The organism is Alteromonas sp. DY56-G5, assembly GCF_041414725.1.
Taxonomy (GTDB): Bacteria; Pseudomonadota; Gammaproteobacteria; order Enterobacterales; family Alteromonadaceae; genus Alteromonas; species Alteromonas macleodii.
Window position 1 is genome coordinate 19765 of sequence record NZ_JANHZQ010000029.1, and the last position, 13406, is coordinate 33170.

Annotated in this window: 7 protein-coding genes and 1 other RNA gene; 4 read left to right on the forward strand and 4 right to left on the reverse strand. The window is 45.7% G+C overall.

Annotated elements, in window-relative coordinates; genetic code table 11:
• Positions 1–91 precede the first annotated feature (91 nt).
• The 3 genes from NO989_RS14300 to NO989_RS14310 are packed head-to-tail and all read left to right on the forward strand — an operon-like array spanning position 92 to position 4934.
• On the forward strand, positions 92–1270 hold the full coding sequence (locus NO989_RS14300; protein ID WP_014948379.1) for an ABC transporter substrate-binding protein: 1179 nt from the start codon (positions 92–94) through the stop codon (positions 1268–1270).
• Complete coding sequence (locus NO989_RS14305; RefSeq protein WP_170826495.1) at positions 1267–4146, forward strand: ATP-binding protein; 2880 nt, start codon at positions 1267–1269, stop codon at positions 4144–4146. Before NO989_RS14300 ends, NO989_RS14305 begins: the two co-directional genes overlap by 4 nt.
• A gap of 23 nt (positions 4147–4169) precedes the next feature.
• The gene (locus NO989_RS14310; protein ID WP_371342776.1) at positions 4170–4934 is read left to right on the forward strand and encodes a substrate-binding periplasmic protein; all 765 of its coding nucleotides are present in this window, start codon (positions 4170–4172) and stop codon (positions 4932–4934) included.
• Positions 4935–4953: 19 nt separating this feature from the next.
• Here NO989_RS14310 and NO989_RS14315 read toward each other — a convergent pair whose 3' ends face one another.
• On the reverse strand, positions 4954–5898 hold the full coding sequence (locus NO989_RS14315; protein WP_371342777.1) for a DMT family transporter: 945 nt from the start codon (positions 5896–5898) through the stop codon (positions 4954–4956).
• A 400-nt stretch (positions 5899–6298) separates the two neighbouring features.
• On the opposite strand from NO989_RS14315, the gene NO989_RS14320 reads away from it, so the two are divergent.
• The gene (locus NO989_RS14320) at positions 6299–8695 is read left to right on the forward strand and encodes a TonB-dependent receptor (RefSeq protein WP_371342778.1); all 2397 of its coding nucleotides are present in this window, start codon (positions 6299–6301) and stop codon (positions 8693–8695) included.
• A gap of 68 nt (positions 8696–8763) precedes the next feature.
• Here NO989_RS14320 and rnpB read toward each other — a convergent pair.
• The 3 genes from rnpB to secD form a co-directional block, all read right to left on the reverse strand.
• Positions 8764–9114, reverse strand: an RNA gene (gene rnpB, locus NO989_RS14325) — RNase P RNA component class A.
• Between the two features lie 37 nt (positions 9115–9151).
• Positions 9152–10615, reverse strand: a complete 1464-nt coding sequence (locus NO989_RS14330; RefSeq protein WP_371342779.1) for a potassium/proton antiporter — start codon at positions 10613–10615, stop codon at positions 9152–9154.
• 161 nt (positions 10616–10776) lie between these two features.
• The gene (gene secD / locus NO989_RS14335) at positions 10777–13344 is read right to left on the reverse strand and encodes a protein translocase subunit SecD (RefSeq protein ID WP_371342780.1); all 2568 of its coding nucleotides are present in this window, start codon (positions 13342–13344) and stop codon (positions 10777–10779) included.
• Between the last annotated feature and the right edge of the window lie 62 nt (positions 13345–13406).

Genomic DNA, 13406 nt, shown 5'->3' on the forward strand with positions numbered 1-13406 from the left:
ATCAAACTTATACTAAAGGATAAGACGTTTACGCTAAAAGACTGAGCACATTGCTATACACTTTTAAGGTTAACATTTAGGTAGCCTATTCATGCGTGCACTTTCTATCTTTCTCTCGCTGGCTTGCGTCTTTTCAATTTTTACTGCAAGTAAAGCATTAAGTTCAACGGAACCTCTGGTGATTGGTATTGATGCCGATCTTTCAGCGGTAGCTGTTGAAGGTGGCATCGCTATTACAAGAGGGGTCGAGCTTGCCGTCGACGAAATAAATGCCGCTGGTGGGATTCTAGGTCGTCAAATAAAAGTTATTGCGAAAGACCATCGCGGCAACCCAGCTCGAGGTGTATATAACATTGAGCAATTTTCCCAAACTCCCAATTTACTTGCGGTAGTAGGCGGCGTTCATACACCTGTAGTTCTCGCTGAAGTCGACCCAATACACGAAAAAAACATTTTGATGTTGGTTCCTTGGGCAGCGGGGACGCCTATTATCGACAACGGGCACTCACCGAATAACATATTTCGCGTGTCGGTACGCGACGCTGAAGCAGCGTCAGTCCTAATTAATCACGTCAAATATATGGGGCTTTCAAATATTGCGTTAGTACTGGAAAGAACAGGATGGGGACGCTCAAACCTTGAATCATTAACACAAGCTGCAAGTAATAATGATATTGATATAACAGCAACCCATTGGATAAATTGGCAGCAGAAAGACTTTTCTGAGGATATCGCGGCAATAAAAAGCGCGAAAGCGGAAGCGATCATTCTTGTCACTAACGTTCCTGAAGGTGTTGTGGTACTCGATGAGATGGCAAAACAAGGCATCGCCTCTCTCCCAGTTGTGTCGCATTGGGGAGTCGCGTCGGGTCAGTTCGCCTCTTTACTTGCAAAGCCCATCGCTAACTACAATGTGTCAGTACTTCAAACCTTCCACTTCAACCACCAGAAAAATACCAAGGCAAAAAGCTTGTTAGAAGCCTATTATAATAAGTATGGCTTGGTGGATGCGACTGCGATTGGTGGTGTGACAGGTTTGGCTCATGCTTATGATTTAACTCATTTAATCGCGGCAGCTGCCGCGAAAGCTGGTAGTATAGAAGTAGACGCATTACGCGGTGCGCTAGAGTCTCTTCAAAATGTGCAAGGTGCAGTGAAGCACTACACAGCTCCATTTTCAGAGGACAGACACGATGCACTCTGGGCAAAGGATTATTTTATGACTACGTTTAACGAAAAAGGTCACTTGGTAACAACGGGCGTGCAATGATGCAGCAGCCCCCAAGGTTACGCTCTCTTCTGCTTTCAAGCATGCTACCGCGACTGGTTTTACTCGTCGCGGTTTTGTCTATCATTCTATTTGCTCTCTCTTTTCACTTCATTGTTAAACAAACCGACCAGCTTCAACAACAATCTGTTGATGGTTTAGAACAAGATATCAATTACATTGTTAGCGATACCACTAGACAGCTAGCAGACTTGGCAGCTAACGATATCATCATCAATTCCTTGGTTGATTTCGAGCAAAGGGATAATTACCTTCCCATGTTTTTCCGCTCGTTAAATTTAACTCAGGCGAAAAGTGTCGAGTTTGCGCTATTTGATTTTGCCGGGAACCGGGTGATTGATAAAAACTGGAATGCTGTTATCCCCGAGTCGCTCAGTAGTGCATGGCGCCAGCAAACCCTTGGTTCATCGAATGCATACTCCTCGGTATCAAAGTACGGCGTATTAATAAGCGTTCCAGTGTTACTTAGAGGCGTAGCGGAAGGCGCACTTGTCATGTATGTGGATAGCTTGCAGTCTTTGCTCGCGCCCTATCCCAGACTGACTAACCAGCTTGTTACCGACTCTAGTGGGCATGTCCTGTTTAGCAGTGAGCCCTCACTCATTGCTCCCAACTCAAGCTTTTCCGATTTTGATGACAGCGGCTACGCTATAAAAAAGGCTGATTGGCAAAATCTAACCTTGTACAGCGTTAAACCCACCATCACCGCATACAGAGAAGCCGCATGGACTGGGATTGTATTGCTGGCAATGATCGTAGGCTTCGTATTTATCATTTTGCATATGGTGAGTATGACGGGAACGCTTGCCGAGCGAACACTTTCGACTTTGTACAATGACATTAAGAATCGACTAAACAGTGATGATAAGACCTCACTACGCCTTGATAGTGACGTTGAGGCCCAAGAACTTGCGGATATTCGCGAAGCGTTTGACAAACTGATTTGGGATTTGACAGAGGTTTCGCTGTCTAACGAACAGTTTTCCAACGTGTTGGAATCAATGGGCGATATGCTTGTAGTGGTTGATCAAGACAAGCAAACTTTACTTTCTAATAAGCGCTTCGACGACTTTTGTCATGACCAGTACGGTGAAAAGAACGGTATTTTGAAGTTCATTATGCAAAAGCTTGCTTCTTCACAGAGCAATGAACTTACACACTTTTCGGTATCAACCGGCCAAGAGCGGTTTGTTCATTGGACTAAAACATCACTGGCCGATGCTAATGGTAATATTCGTGGTGATATCTATGTTGGTAGCGACGAAACTGAACAACGCTCTCTTGAAAGTCACGTTAAAGTGCTCACTCACGCTATGGATGAAGCAACGGTGTCGATCATCATTTCGGACATTAAGCGCGTCGGCCAACCAATAATATACGTAAACAGTGCCTTTGAAGAGCTTACAGGCTACAGTCGTGAAGAAATAATCGGTCATAACTGCAGGTCGATGCAGGGCGATGAAACCAGCAAGCAGACAGTTGACCAAATCCGCAAGGCTATTGCAGTGCGCGAGCCTATTGAAACGACGCTGCTCAACTATAAAAAAGACGGCAGCGCCTTTTATAATCGTTTGAATTTAACGCCGGTAAAAATAAATGGTGAAGTCACTCACTATATCGGGTTTCAACAGGACGTTACTCAACAACGACAAACCGAACAGTATCTTCAGGATGCGCGAGAAAAAGCGGAAGAGTCTGCCCGTCTTAAATCGAGCTTCCTCGCTAGTATGAGCCATGAAATACGCACGCCAATACACGGTATTTCTGGTGTTTTGCAGTTAATGGCTAGCTCTGAACTCACTGAGGAGCAAAAGCACTACCTGTCTCTTGCTAAGTTTAGTATCCAGGGCCTTTTACATATCGTAAATGATATTTTGGACTTCTCTAAAATTGAGGCAGGCCAACTGCAAATTGAAGAAAACCCATTCGACATTTTAGAGTCGCTTGAAAACCTTCAAAGTCAGTACGCGATTATGTGCCAAGAAAAAGGGTTAGCGCTACATTTTCACTTTGATTTACAAGGCTTTCACGTTGTACAAGGCGATGATGTACGCTTTAGACAAATACTCTCGAACTTGTTAGGTAATGCCGTGAAGTTCACCGACAGTGGATGTATTGAAGTCACCACCAGCATTCAGCAAAATGCAGATAACAGCCTTAAGCTTTTATGTAGCGTAAAAGACACCGGCATTGGCATCGCACAAGACAAGCAAAGTACAATCTTTGATGTCTTTACCCAAGAAGACCTTTCTACAACTCGCAAATTCGGCGGAACAGGCCTTGGCCTTTCTATTAGCAAACAATTATGCGAACTCATGGGCGGCGATATAAAACTTGAGAGCGTTAAAGGTCACGGAAGCACGTTCTCTTTCACTATTATGCTTGAACAAGCCGACGAAGCCCTGCTTAAGCCAGTTCACCACTCCTCAGGAGTGAAACGGGAAAAAGGGAAAAAACGCAAAGTATTAATTGTCGAAGACAACGACATTAATCAGGTTATTGTTAAACAGCACCTAAACAACCACACTACATTGAGTGCCAAATCAGGCCTAGAGGCACTTGAAGCGTTGAACAAAATGAAAGTGACCTTTGATGTTGTCTTGATGGACTGTCAAATGCCAGAAATGGACGGCTTTGAAGCAACTAAACGCATAAGAAATGGTGAGGCCGGAGAACGCTATTTGAATGTGCCGATCATCGCACTAACCGCCAATGCCATGAAAGGTGACAAAGAGCGCTGCGTTAACGCCGGAATGGACGATTACCTAAGTAAACCTTTTGATGCTATTGACCTCATCGACAAAGTTGAGCATTGGGCAAGCATTGAAAGAAATAGTGAAGAAAGCGCCGTTCATTAACCTATTGTAGTGGAACATCTTGAGTGAACGCCTTAGCGAGATTAGCCCCTCACATCAAAAAAGTTATTTCGTTTATCTTATTGATTAACGTTTCGCTTTTAGGCGGTGGCGCGACTGCCGATGAAGTACTGCGATATAATCTTGGAACGTCAGGCAGCTCTATCCCGTACGAAAATGCTGTCGACGAAGATAGGGCCGGTATTCTAGTTGAAATCCTTCCCCTTATTATGAATAGAGCAGGTATTAAGACAGAAAAAGTCATGCTCTCTACCAAACGTGCCATGCTTGCATTTAAAACAGGCGCTCTTGATTTCGACTTTTTCAGTCCAAGCTGGCTGTCTAAAGATGAGCCCGCGGGCGACTTCACTTTCTCAGATCCCATTATAGACATCACAGAATACTTTATTACTCTGCCTGAAAACCATAGCCGATACCAAACCGTCGCCTCTATCTACGGTGAAACCGTAGGGATGATCTCCGGCTATGTCTATTTTGATTCTGATAAGTTCGTCAGAATGGACTTTCAAGCCGAGAGTAACCTTATCTTAGCCCTTGGCATGAAACGGATAGATGTCATCATAATGGAGGAAGCAGCGGCGCGTTACTGGTCTTCAATGCACAACATAAAAATAGCGCTGGGCCCCATCCATACCGCAGGCCAAATGGCGTTGCGTGTTCACAATCGACATAAAGATAGGCTCCCCGCCATTAACCGCGCCATTGCTGAATTAAAACAAACGGGTCAAATTGATAGAATACTCAACAAGTATTCTGACTTTTCATTATAAGCCACACGCGGTTTCAACATTACGCCGTTGCTTTTTTGCCATAGCGCTTTAAAGCAAATGGAAATTTTATCGATTGGATTAAAAGGCAAAGACACACCAGCGTCATGCCAACCCACCCCACCGGCTTGAATACTTCACCAATCAGAAAAATAGCGAAAAGTGTCGCAACCAGTGGCTCAATTAACGTAATAAGCGTAGCTTTACTCGCTTCGGTGGTGCGAAGACCATAGCCAAATAGCAAATAACCAAGAAACATTGGCACCACAGCCATATAGAGTGAAACGCTAATGTGGATAGTGTTATCAAACAAGTTTTGATCGGTAAACCAGAGGGAAGGCAACAGAGCAACGGCAGCGCAACCGAAAAGTCCGGCCATGGCAGATTTTGAATTTGCGCCAGCGTCAATGTGTTGCTTCGCAGCCCATGAGTACCCAGCGTAAGTTAAACCTGCAATTAAACCCAATAGAACGCCGAACACCTGATCATCTTTAGATGCTGACAACGCCATTGCGTCGTGTGCCTTACCCATGGCTAACATGCCAATCCCAAACGCACCAAACACAAAACTAATAAACCATTTTAAAGACACGGGCTTTTTACTTAAAAAGTACTCTAAAAGCGCAGCGAATAGTGGTGCACTGGCGATAGAAACCACGGTGCCAATGGCAACGCCTGACAAACGCATTGAGCTGTAAAAGGCCAGCGGATAAATTGCAACACATGCACTGCCAAACAGAAAGGTCAGTGGTGTAGAAAAAAGAATAGGTACATCCTTTACCAGTGATTTTCGGGCACTAACACAAAGCAATACACCACCTATACCCATTGCAAAGGCACCGATTGCCAGAGGACTGATTTCTGGAGCGAACTGAGCGGCAGTGCCTGTTGTCCCCCACAGAAAGCTTGCGATAACAATTGCTAATATCCCTTTTACTACATCGCTTGTATTCACTGCTTTCTCCACTCTATTACTCACCTTCTTAGCGTTAACTGTTGAACAATGCTTTCATGTTGTACTTTCTAATTAACCCATCAGCTTTTATTGTGACGCTGATATAAACCGCTTGCTGCCGCTTGCTTTTATCGCCCAGTCATTTTTGCTCTTAGGGTCAACACCTCTCTCATAAAGATGATACTTAGATTATTGCTTTTGTAATTAGCCAGATAGACGCTTCTTTTGACCTTTTAGACGCACATTCCCCACACATTTACAATTAACACTAAATTAACAAGAAAAACGTACCGCATTAGATACAACAAAAAATGAAATATTTGTTTCGCAAGTTATGGAAATAACCCAACTTTTTTGCCACATTACGCCCTTGCCTGATAACAAAATAGAAACAACCAACCTGGATGGACTTATGTTTAAAATAGAAAAATCGTCGTTTAGACGAAGCACACTTAGCGTTGCGGTAATGGGGCTGCTTAGCTCCGGTGCAATGGCGCAGGACACACAACAAAAGGATGACGATGACTTTGAGCAGATCATAGTAACTGCAACAAAGCGTGCAGAATCCATTGAAGACATTCCTTTTTCAATCAACGCACAAACGCAGCGAGACTTTGAACGCAGCGGTGCAGGAAACTTAGAAGACGTCGCTAGAAACGTGGCGAGCGTATCAATTCAAAACTTAGGACCAGGCCAAAGCCAAGTATCTATGCGTGGCGTTTCAGCGGGTCAAATTGTACGAGACCAACCAGGCGTTAAGGAGCAGGTCGGCGTATACCTCGATGAAAGCGTGATCTCGCTGTCTTTATTTACTCCAGATCTCGACCTTTTCGACCTTAACCGCATTGAAACCCTGCGCGGTCCGCAAGGTACGCTTTTTGGATCTGGCTCTATCGGCGGAACCCTTCGCTACATCACCAATCAGCCCGAGTTAGATACCTTTGAAGGTAAGTTTGAAGCTAATCTTAATAGTGTGACAGACGGTGGCGTGGGCGGTCACGTTAAGGGCATGGTAAATGTACCTATTTCCGACACCATTGCCATGCGCGCGGTGGTATACCGCACTGATTACGCAGGCTTTATAGATGCGTTAGGTGAAAACGGCGCGTTTAGCGAAGACGTTAACGACGGCGATAGAACTGGCGGACGCGTAGCTTTCATTATCGCACCCAACGATAAGCTCACGATTACACCACGACTTATCTTCCAAGAATTAGAAATGAACGGGTTTAACAGACAGGAAGTGTATAACGTGTTTGCTAACCCTTACACAACGACCCGCCCAGCTATTCAATTGGGTGAACGAGAACAGTACCTGCTGCTTGAAGAAGGCTTCTCTAACGATACCTTGATTGCTGACGTAACTGCTGAATATCAAGCCGACGTTGCTGATTTTACCTTTGTTTATAGCTATACCGACCGCGATATTCTTGTAAGTCGTGATGCCAGCGCGCTTTCGGGCTCAGTAAGTATCGACTTAGGTTTTCCTGATGAAGCCGTACTATTACCGTCGAACTTATTAGACAGAACGGAAGTAGAGCAAGATACCTTTGAGCTTCGCGCCGCATCCAATGGCGATGGCGCGCTAGACTGGCTAGTTGGCGCTTTCTACTCTTCTACAGAGCGTGTTTACGACCAATCACTCCCTACCCCTGGGTACGACGCATTTACCGACGCCACCTTAGGTGAAGGCACGTCAGCAGCGGTTGCCAATGGTTTTGAAGCTGATTCTCCCTACAACGCCTATTTACCGTACGACTTGAAGCAGCTTGCTGTGTTTGGTGAAGTGAACTATCAAGTGAACGATGACTTTAAAATGACCGTGGGCTCTCGTTTTTACGATTATGAAGAAGAGCGTCAGTTTATCTCTGGGGGCTTATTTGCCAACGGCGACAACCAGACCGATTCTACAGAATCAGATGGCTTTACTTCTCGCGTTATCGGCCAGTATAGCGTAAGCGAAAACGTGAACTTAAATGCTCAGGTGTCTCAAGGATTTAGACTTGGCGGTGTAAATGACCCGCTAAATAGAAGCCTGTGTACCGACCAAGATGAAGCCATCTTTGGTTCGTTCCAAGACTATGACGATGAAAAGCTCACCAACTATGAGATCGGTATGAAATCATCAGGTCGTGGATGGTCAGCTAACATCTCGGCTTTCTATAACGATATTGAAGATCTTCAGGTTACATTGGATGCTGGTTCTTGCTCGTCACGTGTATCATTTAACGTGCCTGACGCCCACACCCAAGGTATTGAATTTGAGCTTACGCGTCAGTTTACTGACCAGCTCTTTTTCTCATTAACGGGTAGCATCATTGAAGCCGAGTTCGATTCAACCGTTGTTGATGGTGATGGTGCGGTACTAGGTGGCGTAGAAGACGGTAACCGCCTAGCTTCAGTACCTGAAGAGAGCTTTGCCATCGCATTTACCTACGATTTAGCGCAGCCTTTATTCTCTTCAAACAGCACCTATTTCCAAGGCTCTTACCAGTACGTGGGAGACCGTATAACCCAGCCTAGTGACCAAGTTGCAGGCGCAGGTATATTCACTTCAGGCCTTGCCTTTGGCGGTGCCACTGGCGCAGAAACAACGGAATTAGACTTGTTGTTAGACGACTACGGCACGCTTAATATGAGCTTCGGTCTTACCTACGATGACTATGAAATATTACTGTATGCAAACAACCTGTTCGACGAAAACGCGCAGCTATCCTTTGATAGAGAACGTGGTGGACGAGCTCGACTTGGATTTACGGTGAACCAGCCACGCACCATTGGTGCGACGTTCCGCTATTTCTTTCAGTAAAGAGTGATAAATGTCTCTGCCTGAGGAAATATCCCTTCAGGTAGAGGCTTCACTTTCTTTTGGGAAAAGAGTGGAGTTGGCCGTAAGCCGGGTTCTGTCGTGGGCAACCATTCCTCTAGATCAGCAATCGCTCACTGATTCAAGCAACCTACCCGATCCCCATGCGGGCCACACGTTGAGGGATCCTATTTGGTCTTGCTCCGGGTGGAGTTTACCTTGCCACACTCTGTTACCAGAGGTGCGGTGCGCTCTTACCGCACCCTTTCACCCTTACCGGCATGTAAACATGCTTAGGCGGTCTTCTCTCTGCTGCACTTGTCGTCGGCTCACGCCGCCCAGACGTTATCTGGCACCCTGCCCTTTGGAGCCCGGACTTTCCTCCCCTTTCTTACGAAAGCGGCGATTGCCTGGCCAACTCCGCGGCGCATTCTACATGAAGTCCCCTACAATAGCACCCTATTCCTGCTCGCTGTAAAAGCAGTGCTCAACGGCGCTTTTATCGAGCAGTTTGGTGATAATGAAAATTTGATCGCCCATTTCTATTTTGGTACTTCCTTTAGGTATAAGGGTTTCTTCACCGCGGGCAATCATCGCCACTACCGTATTATCGGGAAGGGCTAATTCGCTAATGGTTTTATGTAGTGCTGGCGATAACTTCGAAACCTCTATTTCTATAAGCTCGCGCTTGCTCTTAGCGACTTTTACAATCTCCAGCGTGCTCGATTCCTTTACTTCATCGTCCAATACTAAGCCTAACTTACGCGCCGCATAAGGTAAGGTGGAACCTTGCAACAAGGCAGAAATAAGCACGATAAAGAACACCACATTAAAAATGAGCTCGGCGTATGGCATGCCGAATATTAGCGGAAATATAGCGAGTATAATTGGCACCGAACCACGTAAGCCTACCCATGAGATTAGCATTGATGCTTTGAACGAAAATTTCGAAAGCAACAAAATAGGCATAACCACCAGCGGACGTGCAATAAAAATAAGCACAAACGCAATTAAAAGGCCTTCTTTCCAATTAACAAACAGCTCGGTGGGCGTTACCAACAAACCTAAGATAACGAACATGGCAATTTGCCCAAGCCACGCCAGCCCATCCAGAAACACAAACGTATTACGCTGATAAGCAAAGCGGCTGTTACCCACGATAACACCCGTAATAAAGGTAGCGAGAAAGCCGCTGCCATTTAAGTTCGCAGCAAGGCCAAAAGACAATACACCAAACAACATCACAAATACCGGGTACAAACCGATGGCCATTAAGGTGACGCGTCTGAAAAGCCATACTGCAATACCGCCGATGGCAAGGCCCACTATCGCTCCCGCTCCCATTTGACTGGCAAACAGCGAAAGTAAGTCAACTGGCTTAGTGGTGCTGTCTTGAATAAGCGTTATAAGGCCAATTGTGAGGAATATGGCCATTGGATCATTCGACGCACTTTCTAGTTCTAGTGTGGATTTTATTTTTGAAGGAATGCGTATACCAGCGTTGCGCAAAACAGAAAACACTGCTGCGGCATCTGTCGACCCGACAATAGCACCAAGCAATAAGCCCTTATAAAGCGGTAAATCGAGAATAACCATAGCAGCGATACCGGTGACCACTGCCGTACCAATTACGCCAAAAGTGGCGAGTAACGCGGCGGGTTTCCACGCCTGCGCTATGGACTTTTTTGACGTTTGTAGACCGCCATCAAATAGGATGAGAATAAGCGCAAATGTACCAATGGCATGCGCAGCATCAGCATTATCGAAGAAGATTCGGCCGATACCATCTTCTCCAGCCAACATACCTACACCAAGGAATAAAACTAAAACAGGTACGCCAAAGCGCGGGGACAATTTACTGGCCAGCACGCCCAAAATGGCAAGCACTGCACTGAGTAAAATAATGTGATCAACTGCAAACATTATACGTTCCTTATTGCCCTTGATGCTCTCACGCAAATTATTCGGGTATGCGTGAGAGCATCAAGGGTTCCTGTTAATACTGCTACCTTACCGCGTTTTTGCACCAATGTATTGAGGTACAAGAGCCCGCTGAGGTATTGGGGTTAAGGAACTTGTGCCGCCTAAGGGATGTGCGACAACGAAGCCTTAATCTCTTCTGCAGTAGGCTTTAACTGCGCTTTACCTTGTTTCTCTCTTCTGCTGCCCAACAAATACAGCAGCGTAGAGGTGATAAACAAGGTCGATGACGTGCCAATCACGACAGCAAAAACCATAGGGACTGCAAAACTTTCTACTGCATCACCGCCAAAAATAGCCATTGGTAACAACGCCAACAGCGTGGTAACGGAAGTGAACACCGTGCGGCTTAGCGTGCTGTTCACGGCCTCATTAATAGTATCTGCCAATGGCTTGTTTGGGTCTAAACGCAATAATTCACGGATGCGATCAAGCACCACCACCTTATCGTTTATAGAGTAACCAATGAGCGCCAACAGTGCTGCGACAGCCGTTAAGTTAAATTCGATGCCCGTAAGCGCGAAAAAGCCTATGGTTTTGGTTAAATCGAGTATCACGGTTAGCAGCGCTGCGCTCGCAAAATGCGCTTCAAAGCGTGCCCACAGATACACCAACATGCCGCCACCTGCGATAAGCAATGCTAGAATGGATAGCTCGGCAAAGCCTCCGCTGACTTTGGGTCCAACCATATCAATTTTATCAAAACTTACCTCACTGTCGGCTTGCGAAATCGCACGCTTTAGTGCGTCAGTCTGCTTTGCGTTACTATTTTCAAGCTCGCCACTGCTATCTAGAACAGGGGCTCGCAATAAATAGTGATGTTCACTGCCATATTCTTGAATTGCTATTTGATCAAAGCCATTGCTTTCAATCACATTCCTTAGCTCATCGGTACTAAGGTTTGGTGCGGTCAACTCAATCATGGTGCCACCGGTAAAGTCGACGCCATAATGTAAGCCAGGCTTAGCAAACAAGCCGATTGAAAGCACTGTTAGCACTACCGAAACAGCGAGTGCAATTTTACGCTTTGCCAGAAAATTAATACCGCTTAGCTTATCGCTTAACCGCAAAAGCGGTGATGAAAAGCGCAAAGGAACGCGCTGCTGCGCGCGATCTTGCGTATTCTTGTGCTTCGACTTAACCACTCTTAGCATTAACATTTTAGTTAGAGCTACAGCAGTAAATACCGAAGACACCAGACCAAGGGCAATTGTAATTGCAAACCCTTTAATAGGGCCGCTTCCAAACATAAACAACAAACTTACCGCTATTAGTGTGGTGAAGTTTGAATCCACAATAGTCGCGAACGCTTTATCAAAACCCACTTCTATTGCACTGGCTGCCGGACGACCTTTTTTACTTTCTTCACGAATACGTTCATTAATCAAAATGTTCGCATCGACCGCCATGCCCATGGTTAGGATCAAACCTGCTATGCCCGGTAACGTCAGGGTTGCGCCAAACAGGGTTAATGCGCCAAACACCAATGCCATATTGATACAAAGAGCAAAACTTGCGATAGCGCCCCACCTGCCGTAAATCGCTACCATAAATGCCAATACCAGTAATGCACCTGCCACGCCGCTTTCCACTCCGGTTTGAATTGCATCGCTGCCTAAATCTGGCCCTACCGTGCGTTCTTCTATAATGGTAAGTGGCACAGGTAGCGCACCTGTGCGAAGCATTAATGCGGTGTTGCCCGCCTCCGGCAATGTAAAGTTACCGGTTATTTCACCACGACCACCTGGGATCACGCTATTTATGACGGGGGCTGTAACCACTTTGTTGTCAAGGACGATAGCAAGCACACGGCCGATGTTGTCACGTGTCATAGTGGCAAACTGCTTGGCACCTGCGCTGTCTAATCGGAACGTCACTACTGGCTGGCCATTTTCACTACTTAAGACACCTGCCGCATCAGTAATATGTTCACCTTCTAGCGCCACTTTTTGCTCTAAGCGATAGGTATTACCCGCCGCATCTTGCTTATTCATAACCTGCTCAGACTGGCTATTCGCGGCCCAGTGAAAAGTCATTTGTGCGGTAGTGCCCAATAATTTTTTAACTTGAGTGGGGTCAGACATACCCGGCATCTGAACTAAAATGGCGTCTTTACCTTGTAGCGTAACGCTAGGCTCAGTAAGCCCCGTTTCGTTCAAACGCTTTCGAACTACTTCAACACTTCGGCTTAACGTGTCTTTAACCAGTTGTTCGGTGTATAGCTCGTTAAGCCTAAGGGTAACGGTGCTTTGCTTTATCTCTACATCAAGTGCGCTTGAACCATTTGGCTGAGCGGAAATTTGATATGCGGTGTCTTTTACCTTTCTCGCATCATCTGCACTACGCAATGTAAAGACGACACTTCCAGAACGACTATCTTTATGAGTGAGTGAATGAGACGTTTTTGTATAGCGCACGTTTTGACTGCGCAATTCGCTAAGTAAGTCGCTCGAAAAGCTGTTGAGTTGCTTTTCAAACAAGGCGTTGGTGTCTGCGGCTAATAGCAGATGCGAACCACCTTGCAAATCTAAGCCTAAAGATAGTGTGGAAGTGGTGTACCACGTAGGTAACTGCTGTTTAATTGATTGTGGCAATATGTTGGGCGCAGCGCTCAGTAAACCGAGCATAACGATGAGCACATACACAAAGCCACGAAATGAAAATCGTGCCATTTTAGAATCCTGAATAATTAAGTTTTTAAAGCGCCTTAATATGCAGCTAAGCGAACGTGCTA

What these genes read in the sequence shown, in the direction of transcription:
- NO989_RS14300 (WP_014948379.1), top strand. Translation starts at nt 92, where the DNA reads ATGCGTGCACTTTCTATCTTTCTCTCGCTGGCTTGCGTCTTTTCAATT.
- NO989_RS14305 (WP_170826495.1), top strand. Translation starts at nt 1,267, where the DNA reads ATGATGCAGCAGCCCCCAAGGTTACGCTCTCTTCTGCTTTCAAGCATG.
- NO989_RS14320 (WP_371342778.1), top strand. Translation starts at nt 6,299, where the DNA reads ATGTTTAAAATAGAAAAATCGTCGTTTAGACGAAGCACACTTAGCGTT.
- NO989_RS14330 (WP_371342779.1), bottom strand. Translation starts at nt 10,615, where the DNA reads ATGTTTGCAGTTGATCACATTATTTTACTCAGTGCAGTGCTTGCCATT.
- secD (WP_371342780.1), bottom strand. Translation starts at nt 13,344, where the DNA reads ATGGCACGATTTTCATTTCGTGGCTTTGTGTATGTGCTCATCGTTATG.